Genomic DNA, 20,637 nt, shown 5'->3' on the forward strand with positions numbered 1-20,637 from the left:
TATGGATACAGCATATATGCAAAATGTTATCGAACAGCTAAATTCATTCAAACACTATGGCAAGGTGATGCAGGTCGTCGGCTTAATGATCGAATCTCTAGGGCCGCAGGCTACTATCGGTGATGTTTGTTTAATCCATCCGGCAAACGCACATAAAGAACCTGTGCTAGCTGAAGTAGTGGGATTTCATCAAGAAAGAATCATGCTCATGCCTTATTCAGAAGTGGCCGAAATCGGTCCGGGCTGCCTGGTGGAATGCACTGGTAAGCCACTCACGATTAAAGTGGGGCAGTCACTGCTTGGAAATGTGGTGGATTCCCTTGGAAGAAAAATGGATCAGTCCGGGCTGCCGGAAGGGCTGACAAATTACATAACGGAACAAAAACCGCCTAATCCCATGCTTCGCCCCCCAATTGTAGAGCCGATTCAGTTAGGAGTAAAAGCGATTGATGGATTGCTGACAATGGGTAAAGGGCAAAGGATCGGGATATTTGCCGGCAGCGGCGTGGGGAAAAGTACGCTCCTTGGAATGATTGCTCGTAACAGCGGCGCTGATATTAACGTGATCGCTTTAATCGGTGAACGGGGCAGAGAAGTCAGGGAATTTATTGAAAAGGATTTAGGGAGTGAAGGGCTGAAAAAATCTATTGTTGTAGTAGCCACTTCTGATCAGCCAGCATTGATGCGCATTAAGGGCGCATTCACGGCGACAGCTATCAGCGAATACTTTCGAAATCTGGGATATGACGTAAATTTGATGATGGATTCTGTAACACGTGTCGCGATGGCGCAGCGTGAAGTCGGCTTAGCCATCGGCGAACCCCCAACGACGAAAGGGTACACGCCATCTGTGTTTTCGCTTTTGCCGAAACTGCTGGAGAGAGCTGGTACAAATGAGTCAGGTACAATCACCGGTCTATATACGGTTTTAGTCGATGGGGATGACATGAATGAAGTGATAGCTGATACAGTCCGAGGTATACTTGATGGCCACTTCGTTATGGATCGTAAACTGGCTGAACGAGGACAATACCCTGCTATCAATATATTGAAGTCCATTAGCCGGGTGATGAATCAAATAGCTGATACTAATCATTTGCAAACAGCACAGCAAATACGTTCGCTTATGGCCATATATGAAGAAAATCATGAATTGATCCAAATTGGCGCTTATAAAAATGGGAGCAACGCAGAGATAGATAAGGCGATTCATTTCCATAGTAAGATACAGTCCTTTTTGAAACAGGGGACAGAGGATTATGCAACATTGCATGAGTCCATTGCCAAGATGAAAGAACTCTTGAACGGAGGGGACAATTGATGGCACAGACAGCAGTGCTGAACAAACTATTGGATTTACGCGAAAAAGAAAAGAAAGATGCCCAAAAAGCATATCGCCAGTCGATGGATTTTTTTGAAGATATTGCTGGAAAAATGTACCGCCTTTTACAAAAAAAAGAAAACGCCGAACAATCCTATGAAAATTACTTACAGCAATCCATTCCACTTGATAGGGTAAAAGAGCAGCTTTCTTATATAGAGTTACTCAATCAGCGCATTTTGGATTTGCAAAATGAAGTCCAGCGTGCACGCCAGGAAATGAATAAAAAACAAGAGAAATTATCGGATGCATTTGTAGAAGTGAAGAAATTTGAAAAAATGATTTCCTATAGACAACAGTCCGAAAAAGCATTGCAGGATAAACAGGAAAAAGAATTTCTTGATGAAATATCGATCAGACAATATGTCGATTACAAAAACAGGTGAAAAACGATGGTGAATAAAACAACAGAAACGACTAAAAAGAAAACCAACCCACTGGCATGGATATTTTTTGCAATTATTCTTCCCATCATTGTCGCGGTAGTTATCCTTGTTTTCATCATTCTGCTGGCAGGTAAGGATGGCACTGCCTGGCTAAAAAATACAGCGAATCATATTCCTGTCGTTTCGTCATTTATCGATGGGGATACACCTGCTGCCGAATCCAATCCGGCAGATATGAAGGCGCTGAAGGAAAAAGATGAGAAAATCGACGAATTGTCCGGCCAGGTAGATGATTTAGAAGGTACTGTTGATAATTTGAAACAGGAACTGGCAAAGCTCGAAAAAAACAAGAACCAGAGTGAAGACGACAGCCAGTCAGACCACGAAACAAACGAAAAAAACCGGGTGCAAGCTGTTTCAAGTTCCTTCAAAGACATGGATAGTAAAAAAGCTGCGAAAATAATCGAGAGCATGAAAAAAGATTCCGCTATCCATGTTTTGAAACAAATGTCAAATAAAGTAAAGGGTCCCATTTTGGAGGCAATGGAACCGGATAAAGCAGCTAGTCTTATGCAGTCTTTGCTTGAGAATTAATACAGGTAACTGGAAAGGGGGTGAAGAAAATGGAGACGATGGCAACATTATTCAAGCACTCGATTCGTCCAACTTCTATGAAATCAGGGTTTACAAAAGATATGACTGACACGGACACGTTTGGTGCTGCACTAGATGCAAGTCAAACACAAGGACTGACGACAGGTATGGAAGGAGGCGAGTCAAAGCCTGCCTATGGAAAGACAGAGATCAACAGTGCTGGAAATGAAGCTATGACTGCAGACATTCTGGCAGAACCATTCATTGAAAAATTAATAGATTTTCTCAAACAAACTGATGGCAAAACAAAAACGAAAGAAATAGATATGGATGATCTGTCTGTAATGCTCGCTGAAATGCCAAAGCAGTTGCAAGATATCGCAGCAAAATTGTTCCAGCATGATTCCGAGCTTAGTGGGGTTCCACAAACCGAATTGTCGTTTCAAAATGACCTGAAGACAAAATGGACAGAGCTGCTGGATTCTTTAAAGGTGAATGGGCGACAGGATAGTCCGATAGACATGCCGATGCTTGCAGACAGTGAAGAAGCCGCTACCTCTGGTGCTTCCAGGGTGAAGGAGACAGTCAACACACATCACATGCAGGCCATATTGGAAGAGGGAAAGGAATTACTGTCTCAAGTAGCGAAAATACTGCAGGTTTTGGATAAGGGCGGTGATGTGAACCGTGAAGCCCAAAAAGTTTTACAATATCTGCAGAAATGGACTGCATTGGACACTCAAAGCAACGGGCAATTGTCAGGACAAATAGCAGATATGGACGGCATCGATGAAAGAACGATAAAAAATTGGCAATCGCTTGTTCAATTGTTTGAAAAACGGACATCGATGGCAAATAAACAACAATATCTCTTCAATTCCAAGGTTTCCAGTATGGATATTGCCAAATGGCTGGGGAAAATAGGAAATGAAAGCAAACAGGCCAATACACTCATGGAGCATGTAAGCCATGCTGCAGTGACCAGTATGCCAATGACAAAGGTGGAGCAGTATGTCATACATGTCAATCAATCCTATCAAGGGCAGCCGGCAGATGAGCAACAGCTTATGGAACAGTTGGAAAAGATCATGAAGTCGACTGATTTAAGACAGCTGCAGAATGGAAAAACAGAATTAAAAATTTCTCTAAGACCGCAAAATCTTGGTGATTTGACCATCAGAATGAACCAGGTCAACGGTGAAATGATTGTGAAAATATCCGTTCATACAAGCGTCGCAAAAGAGATGATTGAATCGAATCTGCACCAATTGAAACACATGTTTTCACCTCACCAGGTCGCTGTTGAAAAGCAGGATATGCACATACTGGCGAGTCAATCTGCCAATAAAGAGCAGTCAGACCAAACGTTCGATGAACAACAGCATTCATCCAAGGATGCAGAAGACACATTTCAAGCTGAGAACGATGAGGAAGACGATTTGAAAGAACAATTTGCAGATATATTACTGCATGCGAAAGTGTAGGTGAGCAGTTTTGAGCAAAATCGATGCTTCGCTGTACCTGAACAATCAAGTACAAACGAGAAGCCAGGGTTCTAATTTGGATAAAGATGCTTTCTTGAAGATACTGATGACACAACTGCAAAATCAGGATCCATCCAGTCCGATGGATGACAAAGAGTTCATCGCGCAAATGGCACAATTTTCGCAGCTTGAACAGATGACTAATATGACCAAGTCCATCGATGCATTGGTGCAAAGCCAAATGATATCACCAGTCGTCCAATACAGTCACATGATCGGTAAAACAGTAACATATCCCAATTACAATGAAGAAACAGGCGTCGTTGACGGCACGGTGAAAAGTAAGGTCATCGCAGTCAGCCAACAAGACGGCTGGGCAATATTGGAATTGGAAAACGGTGAAAAAATTTACGCAGATGCGATTTTACAAGTCAGTGATAAAGATGTGGATTATGATGAAAAAGATTTGCCTCCAGCCAGGGATGATGGAGACCAGCCATGAGCTATCCAATCCAGTCAATGCACCATCCATTAGAACAACTGCCAAAAAAACAAGCAAACAAAAATAAAGCAGTCGAAACTAGTTTTCAGGAAATATTGCAGCAGCAACAGGATTTGAAGCTGAGCAAGCATGCTTTACAACGGCTGCAAGAACGAGAAATTCAAATTGATCAAGACAGTTGGCGAAAGATTTCTGACAAAGTGAGGGAAGCAAAAGAAAAAGGAATCACTGATTCTTTGGTGATAACCGGTCAAGCAGCATTGCTAGTCAGTGCGAAGAATAACACTGTCGTAACAGCAATGGGCATCCAGGAAGCGAACAGCCGGATATTTACGAATATCAATGGCACTATCATCATGAATCAATAGGTTGGACCCTTATGGGAAAACTTCGAGCTGTCGATTGACAGACACAGCTCTATACAAAATGATAAAGGGGATTAAAATTATGTTGCGTTCCATGTACTCAGGTATTTCAGGAATGAAAGGTTTTCAACAAAAATTGGATGTTATCGGCAATAATATCGCCAATGTCAACACAAGCGGATTTAAAAAAGGGCGTGTCACATTCCAGGATATGATGAGCCAGACGTCTGCTGCAGCGCAAGGGCCATCTGGTGGAAAGGGCGGGTCGAACCCGATGCAGGTCGGGCTTGGTTCAAAACTCGGAACGATTGACACGATCCAAACCCAGGGCTTTCAGCAAACGACCGACAGACCACTGGATTTCGCGATTGAAGGCGACGGCATGTTTGTCGTCAATGATGGTACGACGGATCATTATACGAGAGCAGGTATTTTTTCATTAGATAAAGAGGGCTATATCGTGAACCCGCAAGGATACTACCTGAAAGGTACAGATGGGGAAACTGTGAATGACAAGATTAAAATCCCGTTAGATGCAAAAGATTTCAGCATCCAGTCAAATGGTAAGGTCACATATCTGAGTGCGGATGGAGAACAGCATAACGCAGGTGTCATTCAGCTTGCCAAATTCGCTAACCCGGAAGGACTGGAAAAGGAAGGAAATAACCTTTATCGTGTGTCCGATAACTCAGGCGAGCCGCAGTTGTCAGATCCGGAAGCAGGGGGAAGCGGTAAATTGGTAACCGGCGCTTTAGAAATGTCCAATGTGGACCTGGCTGAAGAGTTTACGGAAATGATTACCGCTCAGCGTGGTTTCCAGGCGAACACGAGAATCATCACAACTTCAGATGAGATCCTGCAGGAGCTCGTCAATCTGAAACGATAATAAGGAGGCAGGGAGTGCTCCCAGAGTGCTCCCGACTTTAACATGATTAAGTTAACAAGGTTAAATGGAGAAGCATTAATACTGAATGCTATTTTGATTGAACAAATTCAGTCATTGCCGGATACAACTATCACCCTGACTACAGGGAGAAAATTAGTTGTGAAGGAGTCAGAAACGATTATTGTCAAAGAAACAATAAACTTCTACCGTAAGATCGGCTTGGCATCAATGAGAGAACCAGGTGAAAAGCATGAATAAAGTGACAAAGATATTATTATCGGTGATGACAGCAGTTTTGCTTGCCGGAATTATTATATTCTTTATCTTATTCGTAATGGATGACAAGGGAGAGGTGGGGTCGGCCCAATCGATCGATGATATGGTGGAGTACTCCTACCAGACCCCGGAAATGACAACTGATTTGGAAGATGGCAGTTTTGTCAGAATTCAGTTCCAGATTGTGACAGATGGTAAAGCTTCCAATAAGGAAATAGCTAAACGGGAGTTCCAAATCAAAAATATCATTATTAAAGAGATGGCAACAATGTCGAAGGAAAAATTCAAAACCGGCTTGGGTGAAATGGAAGATACATTGAAAACGAGACTGAATGAGTTCATGACAGAAGGAAAGGTTACCAAGGTTTATACGATCAGTAAAATTCTGCAGTAGAAAATGAAACAGTAAGTGGTTTTCTCCATGATTGGGGTGGTTTTTGTTGGATGAAATATTATCACAAAATGAAATAGATGCCCTGCTTTCTGCATTATCCTCCGGAGAAATGGATGCAGAAGAATTGAAGCAGGAGGAACATGAAAAAAAGGTCAGGGTATATGATTTTAAAAGAGCACTGCGTTTTTCAAAGGATCAGATCCGTTCTATCGGCAGGATCCATGAGAATTATGCCCGGCTGCTGACTACTTTCCTTTCAGGACAGCTACGTACATATGTCAATATATCTGTTGCTTCCGTAGATCAGGTGCCATACGAGGAATTCATCCGCTCTGTTCCGAGCATGACATTTTTAAATATCTTCCATGTCAAGCCATTGCAGGGACGGGTTATCATGGAAGTCAATCCCAATATTGCCTACAGCATGCTCGACAGGATATTGGGCGGGTCAGGAAGCAGCATGAATAAAATCGCCAATTTAACAGAAATTGAATCAATGATTTTAACCCAGCTTTTTGAAAAAACAAGTGACAATCTGCGGGAAGCTTGGTCTGCACTTGTTGACATGGAACCGGAACTGGAGGATTTCGAGGTGAACCCGCAATTTGTTCAAATGGCTTCACCTAATGATACGGTTGTCGTAGTTACATTTGATACAGCTATCGGCGAGGCGAGCGGAATGATCAACCTATGTATTCCGCACATCGTTTTGGAGCCTGTCATTCCAAAACTTTCAGCACATTATCAGCTGCAAACAGCACCTACACAGCCTGATCAAAGAGTTTATGAGAAATTAGCTGCAAATATTGAACGGACGGAAGTTGAAGTGAAGGTTGTTTTGGGAGAAACGGATATCAGTATCCAGCAGTTCCTTGATGTGCAAAAGGCGGACGTGATCACTCTCGATAACACAATTGATGAACCGCTCATTATGATGCTCAATGATGAACCAAAATTTTATGCGCAGCCAGGTTTATCAAAACGTAAGCTATCTGTTCAAATCATGGAAGAAATAAAAGGGGGAAACAAATACGATGAATGATGGCATGCTTTCCCAAGAAGAAATCGATGCATTATTAAAAATCGGCTCTGGTGAAGAAGCCGCAACAGATAAGGTTGAAAAAAACCAACTGACCCCGATTGAAAAGGATACACTCGGTGAAATCGGAAATATATCATTTGGCAGTTCTGCAACCACACTATCGACACTGCTCAATGAAAAGGTAGAAATCACGACTCCGTCAATTACAGTGATGAATGAAGACAATGTCGTGGATCAACTTGAATTTGAGCACTTGCGTGTTGAAATCACATATAAAGAAGGGTTTACGGGCAAAAGTCTATTTATCATCAAAAAGGAAGATGCCGCGATTATTTCTGATATCATGCTTGGCGGAGATGGAACGAATCCGGATGAAGAACTAAATGAAATTCATCTAAGTGCTGTTCAGGAAGCAATGAATCAGATGATGGGCGCTTCTGCAACGAGTATGTCCACCATATTTGGGAAAAAAGTTGATATTTCACCGCCTGTCATCGGCGTGAACGGCGGGGATCAAACTGCTGAAAGTATGACCGTGGCTAAGGAATTTGTCAAAGTATCCTTCCAGCTGAAGGTTGGAGATTTGATTGATTCCAATATCATGCAAGTCATTCCAATGCCGTTTGCCAAAGAGCTTGCAGGCGAACTGCTCGCCATTGATGAAAGTCAGGAAGACCAAGGGAATGTTTCTCAGGAAACAGCTTATCACGAGGAAGCGGCTGCCACAGTTCTTGCAGATTCAAAACCTGCACCTTCTTATTCAACAATTTATGCAGCAGAGCAAAATGACCATGACAAAGAACATGAACATTACATTGGCGCTCCTGTCGATAAAAATCATGCAAAGGTACAGCAGGCTTCTTTTTCGGAATTTGAACGAGGACAGTTGAATAACCAAGAAAAAAGGAATTTGGATATGCTGCTTGATATCCCTTTAAAGGTAACTGTGGAACTGGGCAGGACATCTAGAACAATCAAGGAGATCTTGGAACTGTCCGCAGGTTCTATCGTTGAACTGGATAAGCTTGCGGGCGAACCCGTAGATATACTTGTCAATGCTAAATTGATCGCTAAAGGTGAAGTGGTTGTCATTGATGAAAACTTCGGCGTGCGTATTACAGAAATTGCAAGCCAGACTGACCGCTTGTTAAAACTTAAATAATATCTCATTCAGGAGGAATGTACAATGGCTAATAGGATTTTGATAGTAGATGATGCAGCATTCATGCGTATGATGGTGAAAGATATTCTAACAAAAAATGGATTTGAAGTAGTTGGTGAAGCGGGCGACGGATCACAGGCAGTAGAAAAATATAAAGAACTCTCGCCGGACCTAGTGACGATGGATATAACTATGCCGGAAATGGATGGCATCACAGCTTTGAAAAAAATTAAAGAAATCAACCCCGAAGCGAAAATCATCATGTGTTCCGCCATGGGGCAGCAGGCAATGGTTATCGATGCTATACAAGCAGGCGCGAAAGATTTTATTGTAAAACCTTTCCAGCCTGATCGCGTGATTGAAGCGATTCAAAAAGCATTGGATTGAGGAAACAGTGAACATGTGGATGAAAAAGCTTGCTTTTAGCTGTGCTGCGGTCATATTGCTCGTAAATGGCTGCGGCGCTGCAACCAGCCATGTGATGGCCAAAGATACAAGTGTGGAAGATTGGCTGGAAAAAGACGATCCAGTTAAAAAGGAAAAATCAGAGCATAAGACTCCCGCCGTAAATTCAAGTGAATCATCGGATAGAATGTCCGATACATCATTACTTTTTAGCCTGGTCAAGGTAGTCATTGTGCTTGGATTGATTTTATTTCTAATCTATTATGTCGTCAAATTCTTAAATAAGCGGAATAAAATGCTGCAAAAAGTGAAGGCGATGGAGAATCTGGGTGGTGTATCAGTTGGAACGAATAAATCCGTGCAAATTGTCCGTATCGGCCAACAATTATATTTGCTGGGTGTAGGGGACAATGTTGAAATGCTGAAGGAAATAACGGATCCAGAAACAAAAAATTCAATTTTAAAACAACAGCAGGATGCAGGAGAAACTGCTGGCCCAAAAGTCGATATTGCGTCACTGTTTGCTAAAAAGAAGACTGCTCAGCAGGCTGATGAAGGATCGAATTTCAGAAGGCAATTTATGCAGGAGCTGGACAAGATGAAAACGACCAGACAACGAATTTTAAACGAACATCAAAAGGACGATGGACATGAATGATGTCATGCAAATGTTCTCCGGCAATGACCCGGGAACTGTTTCAAGTTCAGTGAAATTGCTTTTGTTAATGACAGTCTTGTCGCTTGCCCCAAGCATTCTAATTTTGATGACCAGTTTCACCCGTATTGTCATCGTTCTTTCTTTTGTGCGTACATCCTTGGCAACACAACAGATGCCGCCGAATCAAGTAATAGTCGGGCTGGCGCTGTTCATGACGTTTTTTATTATGGCTCCTACCTTTCATGATGTATATCAGGATGGACTTCAGCCGTTATTTGAAGAAAAAATTACACTTGATGAAGCTTATGATAAAGCGAGTGAGCCGATGAAAGAATTTATGGCCAAGCATACAAGACAAAAAGATCTTGCTTTGTTCCTTAATTACGCAAAGAAAGAGAAACCGGAATCAATCAAAGATATCCCGATGACGACACTCGTACCAGCGTACGCTATCAGTGAATTGAAAACTGCTTTTCAGATGGGGTTTTTGATCTTTGTACCTTTTTTAATTATAGATATGGCTGTCGCAAGTGTTCTGATGTCCATGGGAATGATGATGCTTCCGCCAGTAATGATTTCATTGCCATTTAAGATCTTGCTGTTTGTGCTTGTGGATGGATGGTATCTGATTGCACAATCATTGCTTCAAGGGTATTGATAAAAGTGTTGCTAAAAAAATGGCAGGTGGTTTTAGATGAGCAGTGAATTTGTATTAAGTTTGGCAGAAAAAGGTATTTATACAACTCTTATCATAACAGGACCTTTATTGATTCTGGCGCTGGCTGTCGGATTACTGGTGAGTATTTTTCAGGCGACGACACAAATCCAGGAACAAACACTCGCTTTCATTCCAAAAATAGTAGCGGTTCTGGTTGGGTTAATTTTTTTCGGTCCATGGATGTTGACAAAAATGGTCGAGTTTACTTCCGACATACTGCAGAATTTAAATAGCTTTGTAGGTTGATAAGATGTTGAATGATATGACATTGAAATTGTTGCCTGTATTTTTGCTAGTGTTTGTAAGAGTTCTTGGTTTTTTTGTTACGATGCCCATTTTTTCATATCGAACCATACCCTTACCTTTTAAAATTGGGATGAGTTTTTATTTAGCGATAGCTATGACATATGCGGTCAATGATGCCGCGATAAGCTGGAATAGTACATTTCCTGTCTTGTTGGTCAAGGAATTGTTCGTAGGCATTCTAATCGGATTGATTGCTTATATGGTTCTGGCGGCTGTCCAGATAGCCGGTGGATTTATCGATTTCCAAATGGGGTTTGCCATAGCTAATGTGATAGATCCCCAAACTGGAGCACAGTCCCCTTTGATTGGTCAATATTTTTATATGATTGCATTACTATTCTTATTATCGGTAAACGGCCACCATTTATTAATAGATGGGATATACAACAGTTATCAATTTATTCCGATAGACCGTTTTATCCCTTTTTCCAGAGACGGGATCATCGACTTTGTCATTGATGTATTCACCAATATGTTTTTGATCGCTTTTCAAATAGCTATACCAATAGTCGGTTGTTTGTTCCTCGTGGATATAGCACTTGGCATTATAGCGCGAACAGTTCCTCAACTGAATGTTTTTGTCGTTGGCCTGCCTCTGAAAATATTAGTCAGCTTCATCGCATTGGTTCTCTTTTTTGGATTGTATATCACATTGGTCAGGACTCTGTTTGACGGTTTATTCAAGACGATGCGCGGTCTGATGCAATTGTTTGGAGGTGGCTGATCATGTACTTGAAACTGGATTTACAGTTTTTTGCTGGTGAGAAAACAGAAAAAGCCACCCCAAAAAAAAGGCAGGATGAAAGGAAAAAAGGTAAAGTGGTCAAGAGCCAGGATGTGAACACTGGCCTGTTGCTACTGGCGGTATTCATCATACTCTTTGTTTTTGGCTCCTACATGAAAAATGGCATGCTGGCTTTGATGACACAATTTTTCACAGAAACGATTCAGCAAGATATCACTCAGCAGTCTGTTCGCAAGTTACTGACCAATGCGTCGCTGGAAACGGCAAAGCTGCTGGCTCCAGTGTTGATCATTGCATTCATTGCTGGTTTTGCTGCCAACTTGATGCAGATTGGGTTTCTTTTCACTTCTGAATCATTAAAATTCGATCTAAAGAGGATTGATCCGATTAAGGGATTCAAAAGAATATTTTCTATCAGAGCGGTCGTTGAATTATTGAAATCACTTTTAAAGATCAGTTTTATTGGCACCATCACTTTCATGGTGATTTGGTCTCATCGAAACCAGATGATGATGCTTGCTTTTAAAACTCCTGCTGATTCGCTCCAATTTTTTGGACAAGTAACCATTATCATGGGTCTTTCAGCTATTCTTGCATTGCTGTTTTTAGCAGTCTTCGATTATGCGTACCAGCGCTATGATTATGAAAAACAAATGCGTATGTCCAAACAGGATATTAAAGATGAGTACAAAAACATAGAGGGCGACCCTTTCATCAAATCGAAGATAAAGGAAAGACAAAGGCAAATGTCCATGCGTCGCATGATGGCAGATGTGCCTAAGGCAGATGTGATCATCACCAATCCAACTCATTTCGCCGTAGCTATCAAGTACGATGAAAACAAAGCAAGCGCCCCCTATGTACTTGCTAAAGGTGCAGATCATGTCGCAATGAAAATAAAGGAAATTGCCAGAGCTCACGATATCATTACCATTGAAAACAGGCCTTTGGCCAGATCCTTGTATGCCGATGTTGAAATCGGCCATGTAATACCGGAACAATTTTTTCAAGCTGTCGCTGAAATGTTGGCGTATGTTTACAGACTTGAAAAGAAAGCCGGGCAGTAAGGGGAGAGATTTATGAAAGCAAAAGATTTAACCGTGATCACAGGAGTTATCTTAATTATAGTTATGCTTGTTATCCCGCTGCCAGGCTGGCTATTAAGCATATTGATTTTAATGAATATTTCATTGGCCCTCATCGTCATTCTGGTTTCAATGAATACCCAGGAACCATTGCAGTTTTCCATTTTCCCTTCCCTATTGCTGCTTTTGACCTTATTCAGACTGGGGCTGAATGTATCAACAACCAGATCTATTTTATCAAAAGGAGATGCGGGTAACGTTGTAGAAACGTTCGGAAGCTTTGTGATAGGCGACAATCCATTAGTAGGGTTCGTTGTCTTCGTCATTCTGGTCATCATTCAATTTCTTGTCATTACAAAAGGTTCAGAACGCGTATCAGAGGTTGCTGCCAGATTCACCCTGGACGCGATGCCAGGAAAGCAGATGGCCATAGATGCTGATTTGAACGCTGGATTGATCACGGAACAGCAGGCAAGAGAAAGACGCGAAAAAGTAGAAAATGAGGCGGATTTTCATGGTTCGATGGATGGTGCTAGTAAATTCGTCAAGGGGGATGCGATTGCCGGTATCATCATTGTACTGATTAATATCATTTTTGGACTGATTATCGGTGTGGTACAAATGGGGATGCCGTTCCAGGAGGCTGTCAATACATTCATGCGTTTGACGGTTGGCGATGGCTTGACCAGTCAAATCCCCGCATTATTGATATCAACAGCAACTGGTATCGTTGTCACGAGAATTTCAACAAATGGTAATCTCGGAAGCGATGTAACATCCCAATTATTGCAATATCCAAAACTGTTGTACATTGCTGCGGGAACTATTTTTCTGCTCGGTCTCACGCCGATCAATTTTTTCTTGACCACAGCAATTGCTGTATTGTTAGGCATCAGCGCGTATTTGCTGCAAAGAAAACCCGTGCCTACCGATGTCATGGATGAAGAAGAAGAGGCGGAGAGTGAATCGGCTGCCATGAAGGCTCCTGAAAATGTTGTCAACCTGCTTAGCATGGATCCGATTGAATTCGAATTCGGATATGCCCTGATTCCCCTGGTGGACGCGAAACAGGGAGGAGATTTACTGGAAAGAGTCGTGATGATCCGCCGGCAACTTGCGATTGAACTCGGAGTCGTTATACCGGTTGTTCGGATTCGTGACAATATCCAGCTGAACCCGAATGAATATACATTGAAAATCAAAGGGAATCGGGTAGCTGAGGGAGAAGTATTGCTGGATCATTATTTAGCGATGACGCCGGATGCCGACGATGACAATATTGATGGGGTGGAGACCAGGGAACCCGCTTTTGGGCTCCCAGCCAAGTGGATCAGCGAAGAAGTCAAGGACGATGCGGAAATGTTTGGTTATACGGTCGTTGACCCTCCCTCCGTCGTTTCTACACATATTACGGAAGTGATCAAACGTTATGCGCACGAACTGTTAGGACGTGAAGAAACGAAACAACTTATCGATCATCTGAAAGAGAGTTATCCAATTTTGATCGAGGAAGTTACACCAGAGCCTTTGGGGATAGGGGAAGTTCAAAAAGTGTTGAGTAAATTGCTGCGGGAAAATGTGTCTATTCGAAATTTGCCGGTTATCTTTGAAACGCTGGCTGATTTTTCAAAAATGACGAATGATCCCGATCTGCTGGCGGAATATGCACGACAATCCCTATCCACGCAAATCAGCAGACAATATGCGGATGAAAATAATACCCTGAAGGTCATCACCGTATCAGGAAAAGTGGAAAAAAACATTGCGCAAGGGATACAACAAACCGAACACGGAAATTATTTGTCGCTGGATCCTGAGACACAGCAGTCGATTATCCAGGCAATTCAACAGCAAGCAGAAAAGCTTCAGGTCCAGGAAGAAACAGCAATTGTCCTTTGTTCGCCGGCGATCAGAATGTATTTGAAACAACTTCTCGATCGTTTTATGCCACAAATCGTTGTATTGTCTTATAACGAATTAGAGCCAACAGTCGATGTACAAAGTATCGGGATGGTGAATGTAGCATGAAGGTAAAAAAATATCGTGCAGCGACAATGCCTGAAATCATGAATCAGGTACGTAAAGAGCTTGGCCAGGATGCTGTCATTCTTCAGTCCAGAGAAATCTTTGATGGCGGTTTTCTTGGGCTGTTTAAAAAGAAACGAGTGGAGGTCATTGCAGCGCTGGATCAAGCACCTGTAAAAAAACAACCATATCGGCAGAAAAATGATGCCATCAGTCATCCAGACGTCATAAACGAAATCAAATGGCTGCGCAGAATGATGGAAGAACAAGCAAATAAATCAAAAGTGTTTTCTGAAACGGAGTATTTGCTCGTATACCAGTATTTGCTTGATCAGGATGTTGAGGAAAGTATGGCTGGGAAAATCGTCCGGCAGGTGAAACAAAAGCATCAGAAAAATGGCCTTCAGCCTGCTTTGTCCCAAATCAAAAAGGATGCAACACAAGAAATACAATCACAATTTGCAGCCCGTGTGGAAACTGGCATAAGCGTTCAGCAGCATCATAAAAAAGTCATTCAATTTGTGGGGCCTACCGGTGTAGGCAAAACAACCACTTTGGCGAAAATAGCAGCATTAGAAATGACGAAGCATCATCAAAATGTCGCATTCATTACGACGGACACATATCGGATAGCAGCTGTTGAACAGCTGAAAACGTATGCCAAGATATTAGATGTCCCTTTGGAAGTGGCTTACTCCGCCGAAGACTATCAGCAGGCTATGCAAAAGTTTGCGGATTATGATTTGATATTTGTTGATACAGCGGGCAGAAATTTTCTTGACGCTACCTATTTGAACGAGCTCGAGCAATCGATCGAATTGACCGACAATATGCAGAACTATCTTGTTTTATCATTGACAGCGAAGCAAAGCGACCTGTTGCTGCTCTTAAAGCAATTTGAAAAAGTACATATCGATGGATTGATTTTTACCAAACTGGATGAAACAAGGCACTTTGGAAGTTTATTCACGTTACCTTGCAAGAGCGGGCTCGGTGTTGCCTATTTATCGAATGGACAGGCAGTCCCAGATGATTTGATTGAACCAAACCCCGAAGATATCAGCAGCTTCATCATGGGTGATTTCGATGAAAAGTGATCAGGCAGCAAACCTTCGCCGACAATTCCAGCAAACTCGTAAAACAGCCAAGACGATTGTCTTTGTCAGTGGCAAAGGTGGGGTAGGCAAATCCAATACTGCGTTGAATTTTTCTATGAATCTATTGAAACGCGGCAAGCGTGTACTGCTAATGGATATGGATATCGGAATGGGAAATATAGAAGTTTTGCTTGGGATGCAATGCAGATATTCCATCATTGATTTTTTTGAAAATGGTATTTCTTTGACTGAAATAATAGAAAAAGGACCGAGAAACCTCCGTTTTATTGCGGGAGGGACTGGTCTATCCAAGCTTTTTCACATGGCGCCTGCCAGTTCCGCATATTTTTTTGAACAATTTAGCAATCTTTTCACTTCTTTTGATTTCATTATTTTCGATATGGGGGCAGGAGCGTCAGAAGACGGCATGCGGTTCATCATGGCTGCAGATGAATGTTTTGTTGTGGCCACACCTGAACCGACCGCTATCATGGATGCCTACAGCATGATCAAGCACATTATTAAAAACAAGTTTGATATGCCGATATATATGATAATGAACCAGGTGAGAACAACACGCTCTGGTAAGCAGGCTTGCTCAGAGTTCAAACAGGTCGTGCATAGGTTTTTGGGGATTGAACCAGTTCAATTCGCCCTGCTGCCGTCTGATCAGCTGGTCCATAAAGCAGTGATGCAGCAGTGCCCGTATACTTTGCTGAATGAACGCGCACCGGTATCCAAAGCGATGGAAAAAATGGCAGAAGCATATTTATCCAGAGAATTTGATCGAGATACCAGCCAGGAGGTTTCTTTTATAGAAAAACTAAAAAAATGGATAGAGAAGAGGCAACAGAAATGATCGACCATCCCGGGGAAGGAATGCGAAATGCACCTGTTCCTCGCCTCATCGCGATAGGCAGTTCTACCGGGGGGCCGCGGGCTTTACAACAGGTGCTCACCGATTTGAATGCCGCAGGGCATGTTGAAACACCCGTTTTGATCGTCCAACATATGCCTGCTGGATTTACCCAACTGTTGGCAAAACGCTTGGATTCTTTTTCAGAACATCATGTGAAAGAAGCAGAAAATGGGGAATGTATCAGAAAGAAAACAATTTATATCGCGCCTGCTGATTATCACATGGAAATCGTGAAGTATCGTACAGAATTGAAAATCGAATTGACACAATCGCCGCCAAAGAAAGGACATAGGCCTTCAGTAGATGTCATGTTGGAATCATTGTCCAAGCTTAGCGTTTCTTTGATTGCTGTCATTCTGACGGGTATGGGAAATGATGGGACGCAAGGAATAAAAGCATTAAAAGAAAACGACCCCTTTATTCAGCTGATCGCTGAATCCGAGGAAACTTCTGTCGTATTCGGAATGCCGAAATCAGCAATTGCGACCAATTTGGTAGATTTTATACTGCCATTGCACCGCATAGGCGGCAAAATAAAAGAAATAATCACGGGTCTGGGAGGAAATTAAATTGGACACTACGCAATATCTTGATGTATTCATTGATGAAAGTAACGAGCATTTGGAAGTACTTTCGAATCAGCTGCTCGCACTGGAAAAAACACCTGCTGATAAATCCATCATTGAAGAAATATTTCGAGCGGCACATACATTAAAAGGTATGTCAGCCACAATGGGATTTCAAGATTTGGCTGATTTAACACACAAGCTGGAGAACGTTTTCGATGCTATCCGTTATGACAGAATCGTTGTGCAGGCTTCCATGATGGACATACTGTTCGCGGCTTTGGACCATTTAACAACGATGGTGGAGGATATCGCCGCGGGCGGATCAGGAAAAGAAGATGTCTCGGGTATCGTCAGAGATTTACTGGCACTGGAAAATGGCGATGATCCTTCTGAAGAAGAATCAAGTGTGCAGACTGGGGGGGCTCGCAATCAAGGGGGATTGCAATTAGATGAATTTCAGCTGTCTATCCTAGGTGAGTCAGCGGAGAGAGGTTTTCACAATTATGAAATTCATGTGCAATTAATTTCGGACTGCTTGCTGAAGGGTGTCAGAGCCTACATGGTATTTGACATACTGGAAAAAATGGGGGAAGTAATTTATTCCAACCCGGATGTAACCGAGTTAGAAGAAGAAAATTTCGATGATTTATTCACCGTGGTTTTTGTCTCAAATGCATCCGACAATGAGATAAAATCAAAAATAATGAAAGTATCAGAGATAGAGAGCGTGGATATTTATCCTTTCCAGATGCGAGCGAATGATCCATCTGAAAACCAAGGGAAAATCGAAGAAAAAAAATCTGTGCAAGTCCCGGAAACAAAAAATATAGATACTGGAAGCAATCATGCCCAATCAGTTTCCCATAAAACCATAAGGGTCAACATTGAAAAATTGGATTCCTTGATGAATCTCTTCGAGGAAATGGTCATAGATCGCAGCAGGCTGGAACAAATTTCTTCTGAAATGGACCAAAAGGATCTGCAGGAAACGGTAGAACATATGTCCAGAATCTCCAGCGATTTACAGGATATTATTTTATCGATGCGCATGGTTCCGATTGAACAAGTATTCAGCCGGTTTCCGCGAATGATCCGCAAGCTGGCAAGAGAATTGAACAAACAAATCCAGTTGGATATTACTGGTGCCGATACGGAATTGGATCGAACAGTAATAGACGAAATCGGGGATCCGCTGGTACATCTGATTCGAAATGCAATTGATCATGGTATTGAAATGCCTGACGTAAGAAAATCGAAGGGCAAATCAGAACAGGGAACGATCAATTTGAAAGCATATCATAGCGGAAACCATGTATTTATTGAAATTGATGATGATGGTGCAGGTATCAATAAAGAAAAAGTGCTGCAAAAAGCGATTGACAACAACGTTATTTCCTTTGAACAAAGAGAGTCTATGTCAGATCAGGAAGTGTTTGAATTAATTATGGAAAGCGGTTTTTCCACTGCAGACAAGATATCGGACATTTCCGGCAGGGGGGTCGGTTTGGATGTTGTTCGGAGTAAAATAGAATCTTTGGGAGGGAATATCACGATAGACTCTCAAATAGACAAAGGCTCCAAATTCATCATTCAGCTGCCGCTGACCCTTTCAATCATTTCCGTCTTGCTGGTGGAAATGCAACAGGAGAAATATGCAATTCCTCTTTCAACGATTGTGGAAACAGCAATTATCAAAAAGATGGATATCATGTCTGCGCATCAAAAAAGTGTGATAGATTTCCGCGGAAAAGTAGTACCGCTTGTATTCCTGAAAGACACATTTCAAATACCGCAAACAGAGAATCAAGAGGATGATGATTTACTTTCTGTTGTTATCATCAAGAAAGGGGAAAAAATGGCGGGCCTTGTCGTTGATGCCTTTATAGGGCAGCAGGAAATCGTTCTAAAATCCCTTGGTGATTATCTAACAGATGTGTTTGCTATTTCCGGAGCAACTATATTGGGAAATGGGCATGTTGCGCTGATTATCGACAGTAATGCACTGATTAAATAAATATAAAAATGGGGAGGTCATTACATGATAACAGAATCAAATAAAACCAGGAAAGTAATCGTTTTTCAGGTTGAACATGAAGAGTTCGCTGTGTCTGTGGAACATGTCGGAGGCATAGAGCGCATGATGCACATTACCAGAGTTCCACAGACCGCATTTTTCGTAAAAGGAGTCATCAACTTAAGAGGGGTGGTGACACCGATAATAGATTTGCGCAGCAGATTCGGAATGGAAGCTATTGAATATGACAACGAAACAAGAATCATCATTGTTGCTGAAGGAGATAAAGAAGTTGGGTTAATAGTCGACCGAGCGAATGATGTAATTGATATTCCCGAAGATGCTGTCGAAGCGGCACCAGATGTTATTGGTTCTGTAAAAATCGACTATATCGAAGGGGTAGTAAAAATCGACGACAGGCTATTGATTTTATTGGATCTAAAACAAGTCCTTTCCGCAGAGAAAATACATGGGAATGATGTCAAAGGCCTGTAATGATGAAGAAATTGACCAATATGCAAAGAGATGCACTGAGAGAGATTGGGAATATAGGATCTGGAAATGCAGCAACATCTATGGCTAAAATGATGCAAAATAAAGTCGAGATGGCTGTACCTGATCTCAAAATTATAGCATTTGAAGAAGTAATGGATATGCTTGGTGGGGCTGAGACCACTGTTGTAGCAAATATGTTCCGAATCAACGGAAACGCTCCAGGGACAGTGTTTTTGATTATGAGCCTGGAAGAAGCTGATTCTATCGCCCAACACTTTTCTGGCCTCGAATTATTTGACTGTCAGGACGATCCCGAACCCTTGGGAGTATCCGCAATCCAGGAATTCGCCAATATTCTGACGAGTGCTTATGTCTCGGCACTTGCAGATTTTACTGGTCTGCACATGCAGCCTTCAGTCCCTTTAATAAGTATTGATATGGCTGGAGCCGTTATTTCGCAGGGGCTAGTGGAAATTTCACAAGCAAACGATTATGCCATCATCATTGATACGGTGATGAATGTTCCTGCTAAAAAAGGCATGGTACAGTCAAATGGCCAGTTTTTACTGCTTCCAGATCCGGACTCTCTACCAAAAATATTCAGTGCACTGGGTATTAGCTATGATGAATAGTATAAAAACAGTTGTGAAAGTAGGCATAGCAGACTTGAAAATAGCCCACTCACCGGAAACCATCCGAACGACTGGTTTAGGTTCTTGTGTCGGAGTTGTGGTTTATGATTTGCAAAAACATGTAGCCGGGCTCGCGCACGTCATGCTGCCCGACTCGCAAATGCTGAAAAAACCGAATATGAATATGATGAAATATGCGGACAGTGCAATCGATATGCTGGTCAATAAGGTGATTTCCGAAGGGGCGCGTCTATCAGCTTTACAAGCTAAAATAGCTGGTGGTGCACAGATGTTTCAAATGGCAAGCAGCAGTGAAGTTATGAGAATAGGTCCAAGAAACGTAGAAGCGGTTAAAAGACAATTAAAGGAACATCATATTCCGGTTACAGCTTCTGATGTGGGCGGGAATTGTGGCAGAACTATCGAATTTGACCCTTTGAGCGGAGACCTTTATATCCGGACAGTCAGCAAAGGCGAAAAGGTTATTTAAGGAGAAG

At 42.1% G+C, this 20,637-nt stretch carries 25 protein-coding genes; all 25 read left to right on the forward strand.

Annotated elements, in window-relative coordinates; translation table 11 throughout:
* Position 1: 1 nt before the first annotated feature.
* The 25 genes from fliI (at position 2) to ACFSMW_RS03895 (ending at position 20,630) form a co-directional block, all read left to right on the forward strand.
* Positions 2-1,321 carry a flagellar protein export ATPase FliI gene (gene fliI / locus ACFSMW_RS03775; RefSeq protein WP_390353147.1) on the forward strand — a complete coding sequence of 440 codons (1,320 nt, stop codon included), beginning with the start codon at positions 2-4 and terminating at the stop codon, positions 1,319-1,321.
* Positions 1,321-1,767, forward strand: a complete 447-nt coding sequence (gene fliJ, locus ACFSMW_RS03780) for a flagellar export protein FliJ (RefSeq protein WP_390353149.1) — start codon at positions 1,321-1,323, stop codon at positions 1,765-1,767. Before fliI ends, fliJ begins: the two co-directional genes overlap by 1 nt.
* Before the next feature lie 6 nt (positions 1,768-1,773).
* Entirely contained in the window at positions 1,774-2,361 is a 588-nt protein-coding gene (locus ACFSMW_RS03785) for a MotE family protein (protein ID WP_390353150.1), read from the forward strand.
* A gap of 29 nt (positions 2,362-2,390) precedes the next feature.
* Positions 2,391-3,845, forward strand: coding sequence for a flagellar hook-length control protein FliK (locus tag ACFSMW_RS03790; protein ID WP_390353152.1), 1,455 nt, complete (start codon positions 2,391-2,393; stop codon positions 3,843-3,845).
* A 10-nt stretch (positions 3,846-3,855) separates the two neighbouring features.
* Positions 3,856-4,347: a flagellar hook assembly protein FlgD gene (gene flgD, locus ACFSMW_RS03795; protein WP_390353153.1), complete on the forward strand. Its 492-nt coding sequence runs from the start codon at positions 3,856-3,858 to the stop codon at positions 4,345-4,347.
* The gene (locus ACFSMW_RS03800; RefSeq protein ID WP_390353154.1) at positions 4,344-4,715 is read left to right on the forward strand and encodes a TIGR02530 family flagellar biosynthesis protein; all 372 of its coding nucleotides are present in this window, start codon (positions 4,344-4,346) and stop codon (positions 4,713-4,715) included. The genes flgD and ACFSMW_RS03800 overlap by 4 nt, the downstream gene beginning before the upstream one ends.
* A 79-nt stretch (positions 4,716-4,794) precedes the next feature.
* Entirely contained in the window at positions 4,795-5,598 is an 804-nt protein-coding gene (gene flgG, locus ACFSMW_RS03805; protein ID WP_390353156.1) for a flagellar basal body rod protein FlgG, read from the forward strand.
* Positions 5,599-5,640: 42 nt separating this feature from the next.
* Positions 5,641-5,856: a flagellar FlbD family protein gene (locus ACFSMW_RS03810; protein WP_390353158.1), complete on the forward strand. Its 216-nt coding sequence runs from the start codon at positions 5,641-5,643 to the stop codon at positions 5,854-5,856.
* Positions 5,849-6,268 (forward strand): flagellar basal body-associated protein FliL, encoded by a 420-nt coding sequence (gene fliL / locus ACFSMW_RS03815; RefSeq protein ID WP_390353160.1) that lies wholly within the window; start codon positions 5,849-5,851, stop codon positions 6,266-6,268. The genes ACFSMW_RS03810 and fliL overlap by 8 nt, the downstream gene beginning before the upstream one ends.
* A gap of 43 nt (positions 6,269-6,311) precedes the next feature.
* On the forward strand, positions 6,312-7,310 hold the full coding sequence (gene fliM, locus ACFSMW_RS03820; protein ID WP_390353161.1) for a flagellar motor switch protein FliM: 999 nt from the start codon (positions 6,312-6,314) through the stop codon (positions 7,308-7,310).
* Positions 7,303-8,472, forward strand: coding sequence for a flagellar motor switch phosphatase FliY (gene fliY, locus ACFSMW_RS03825; protein ID WP_390353162.1), 1,170 nt, complete (start codon positions 7,303-7,305; stop codon positions 8,470-8,472). Before fliM ends, fliY begins: the two co-directional genes overlap by 8 nt.
* A 24-nt stretch (positions 8,473-8,496) precedes the next feature.
* The gene (locus ACFSMW_RS03830) at positions 8,497-8,859 is read left to right on the forward strand and encodes a response regulator (RefSeq protein WP_390353164.1); all 363 of its coding nucleotides are present in this window, start codon (positions 8,497-8,499) and stop codon (positions 8,857-8,859) included.
* Positions 8,860-8,872: 13 nt separating this feature from the next.
* Positions 8,873-9,535: a flagellar biosynthetic protein FliO gene (gene fliO, locus ACFSMW_RS03835; RefSeq protein WP_390353165.1), complete on the forward strand. Its 663-nt coding sequence runs from the start codon at positions 8,873-8,875 to the stop codon at positions 9,533-9,535.
* Positions 9,528-10,193, forward strand: coding sequence for a flagellar type III secretion system pore protein FliP (gene fliP, locus ACFSMW_RS03840; protein ID WP_390353167.1), 666 nt, complete (start codon positions 9,528-9,530; stop codon positions 10,191-10,193). Before fliO ends, fliP begins: the two co-directional genes overlap by 8 nt.
* 36 nt (positions 10,194-10,229) lie before the next feature.
* Positions 10,230-10,499 carry a flagellar biosynthesis protein FliQ gene (gene fliQ, locus ACFSMW_RS03845; protein ID WP_390353168.1) on the forward strand — a complete coding sequence of 90 codons (270 nt, stop codon included), beginning with the start codon at positions 10,230-10,232 and terminating at the stop codon, positions 10,497-10,499.
* A gap of 4 nt (positions 10,500-10,503) precedes the next feature.
* Positions 10,504-11,283: a flagellar biosynthetic protein FliR gene (gene fliR, locus ACFSMW_RS03850; protein ID WP_390353170.1), complete on the forward strand. Its 780-nt coding sequence runs from the start codon at positions 10,504-10,506 to the stop codon at positions 11,281-11,283.
* Positions 11,284-11,285: 2 nt separating this feature from the next.
* The gene (gene flhB / locus ACFSMW_RS03855) at positions 11,286-12,371 is read left to right on the forward strand and encodes a flagellar biosynthesis protein FlhB (protein ID WP_390353172.1); all 1,086 of its coding nucleotides are present in this window, start codon (positions 11,286-11,288) and stop codon (positions 12,369-12,371) included.
* 12 nt (positions 12,372-12,383) lie between these two features.
* On the forward strand, positions 12,384-14,417 hold the full coding sequence (flhA, locus tag ACFSMW_RS03860; protein ID WP_390353174.1) for a flagellar biosynthesis protein FlhA: 2,034 nt from the start codon (positions 12,384-12,386) through the stop codon (positions 14,415-14,417).
* Positions 14,414-15,511, forward strand: a complete 1,098-nt coding sequence (locus tag ACFSMW_RS03865; protein WP_390353175.1) for a flagellar biosynthesis protein FlhF — start codon at positions 14,414-14,416, stop codon at positions 15,509-15,511. Before flhA ends, ACFSMW_RS03865 begins: the two co-directional genes overlap by 4 nt.
* On the forward strand, positions 15,501-16,370 hold the full coding sequence (locus ACFSMW_RS03870; RefSeq protein ID WP_390353176.1) for a MinD/ParA family protein: 870 nt from the start codon (positions 15,501-15,503) through the stop codon (positions 16,368-16,370). Before ACFSMW_RS03865 ends, ACFSMW_RS03870 begins: the two co-directional genes overlap by 11 nt.
* The gene (locus tag ACFSMW_RS03875) at positions 16,367-16,999 is read left to right on the forward strand and encodes a CheB methylesterase domain-containing protein (protein ID WP_390353177.1); all 633 of its coding nucleotides are present in this window, start codon (positions 16,367-16,369) and stop codon (positions 16,997-16,999) included. Before ACFSMW_RS03870 ends, ACFSMW_RS03875 begins: the two co-directional genes overlap by 4 nt.
* 1 nt (position 17,000) lies before the next feature.
* Positions 17,001-19,013: a chemotaxis protein CheW gene (locus tag ACFSMW_RS03880; protein ID WP_390353179.1), complete on the forward strand. Its 2,013-nt coding sequence runs from the start codon at positions 17,001-17,003 to the stop codon at positions 19,011-19,013.
* Positions 19,014-19,037: 24 nt separating this feature from the next.
* On the forward strand, positions 19,038-19,508 hold the full coding sequence (locus ACFSMW_RS03885; protein ID WP_390353181.1) for a chemotaxis protein CheW: 471 nt from the start codon (positions 19,038-19,040) through the stop codon (positions 19,506-19,508).
* A complete protein-coding gene (locus ACFSMW_RS03890) occupies positions 19,508-20,140 on the forward strand; it encodes a chemotaxis protein CheC (protein ID WP_390353183.1) in 633 nt (210 codons plus the stop codon). The genes ACFSMW_RS03885 and ACFSMW_RS03890 overlap by 1 nt, the downstream gene beginning before the upstream one ends.
* Positions 20,133-20,630, forward strand: coding sequence for a chemotaxis protein CheD (locus ACFSMW_RS03895; RefSeq protein WP_390353913.1), 498 nt, complete (start codon positions 20,133-20,135; stop codon positions 20,628-20,630). The genes ACFSMW_RS03890 and ACFSMW_RS03895 overlap by 8 nt, the downstream gene beginning before the upstream one ends.
* The last annotated feature ends 7 nt before the right edge of the window (positions 20,631-20,637 follow it).

This window comes from Tigheibacillus halophilus (assembly GCF_042683165.1).
Taxonomy (GTDB): Bacteria; Bacillota; Bacilli; order Bacillales; family Amphibacillaceae; genus Tigheibacillus; species Tigheibacillus halophilus.

Coding starts and splice junctions, on each gene's coding strand:
- ACFSMW_RS03810 (WP_390353158.1), top strand. CDS start 5,641: ATGATTAAGTTAACAAGGTTAAATGGAGAAGCATTAATACTGAATGCT.
- ACFSMW_RS03895 (WP_390353913.1), top strand. CDS start 20,133: ATGAATAGTATAAAAACAGTTGTGAAAGTAGGCATAGCAGACTTGAAA.
- ACFSMW_RS03870 (WP_390353176.1), top strand. CDS start 15,501: ATGAAAAGTGATCAGGCAGCAAACCTTCGCCGACAATTCCAGCAAACT.
- ACFSMW_RS03790 (WP_390353152.1), top strand. CDS start 2,391: ATGGAGACGATGGCAACATTATTCAAGCACTCGATTCGTCCAACTTCT.
- flgG (WP_390353156.1), top strand. CDS start 4,795: ATGTTGCGTTCCATGTACTCAGGTATTTCAGGAATGAAAGGTTTTCAA.
- fliQ (WP_390353168.1), top strand. CDS start 10,230: ATGAGCAGTGAATTTGTATTAAGTTTGGCAGAAAAAGGTATTTATACA.
- ACFSMW_RS03785 (WP_390353150.1), top strand. CDS start 1,774: ATGGTGAATAAAACAACAGAAACGACTAAAAAGAAAACCAACCCACTG.
- fliR (WP_390353170.1), top strand. CDS start 10,504: ATGTTGAATGATATGACATTGAAATTGTTGCCTGTATTTTTGCTAGTG.
- fliY (WP_390353162.1), top strand. CDS start 7,303: ATGAATGATGGCATGCTTTCCCAAGAAGAAATCGATGCATTATTAAAA.
- ACFSMW_RS03890 (WP_390353183.1), top strand. CDS start 19,508: ATGATGAAGAAATTGACCAATATGCAAAGAGATGCACTGAGAGAGATT.
- flhB (WP_390353172.1), top strand. CDS start 11,286: ATGTACTTGAAACTGGATTTACAGTTTTTTGCTGGTGAGAAAACAGAA.
- fliO (WP_390353165.1), top strand. CDS start 8,873: ATGTGGATGAAAAAGCTTGCTTTTAGCTGTGCTGCGGTCATATTGCTC.
- ACFSMW_RS03865 (WP_390353175.1), top strand. CDS start 14,414: ATGAAGGTAAAAAAATATCGTGCAGCGACAATGCCTGAAATCATGAAT.
- ACFSMW_RS03885 (WP_390353181.1), top strand. CDS start 19,038: ATGATAACAGAATCAAATAAAACCAGGAAAGTAATCGTTTTTCAGGTT.
- ACFSMW_RS03875 (WP_390353177.1), top strand. CDS start 16,367: ATGATCGACCATCCCGGGGAAGGAATGCGAAATGCACCTGTTCCTCGC.
- fliI (WP_390353147.1), top strand. CDS start 2: ATGGATACAGCATATATGCAAAATGTTATCGAACAGCTAAATTCATTC.
- fliL (WP_390353160.1), top strand. CDS start 5,849: ATGAATAAAGTGACAAAGATATTATTATCGGTGATGACAGCAGTTTTG.
- ACFSMW_RS03800 (WP_390353154.1), top strand. CDS start 4,344: ATGAGCTATCCAATCCAGTCAATGCACCATCCATTAGAACAACTGCCA.
- fliP (WP_390353167.1), top strand. CDS start 9,528: ATGAATGATGTCATGCAAATGTTCTCCGGCAATGACCCGGGAACTGTT.
- flhA (WP_390353174.1), top strand. CDS start 12,384: ATGAAAGCAAAAGATTTAACCGTGATCACAGGAGTTATCTTAATTATA.
- ACFSMW_RS03830 (WP_390353164.1), top strand. CDS start 8,497: ATGGCTAATAGGATTTTGATAGTAGATGATGCAGCATTCATGCGTATG.
- fliJ (WP_390353149.1), top strand. CDS start 1,321: ATGGCACAGACAGCAGTGCTGAACAAACTATTGGATTTACGCGAAAAA.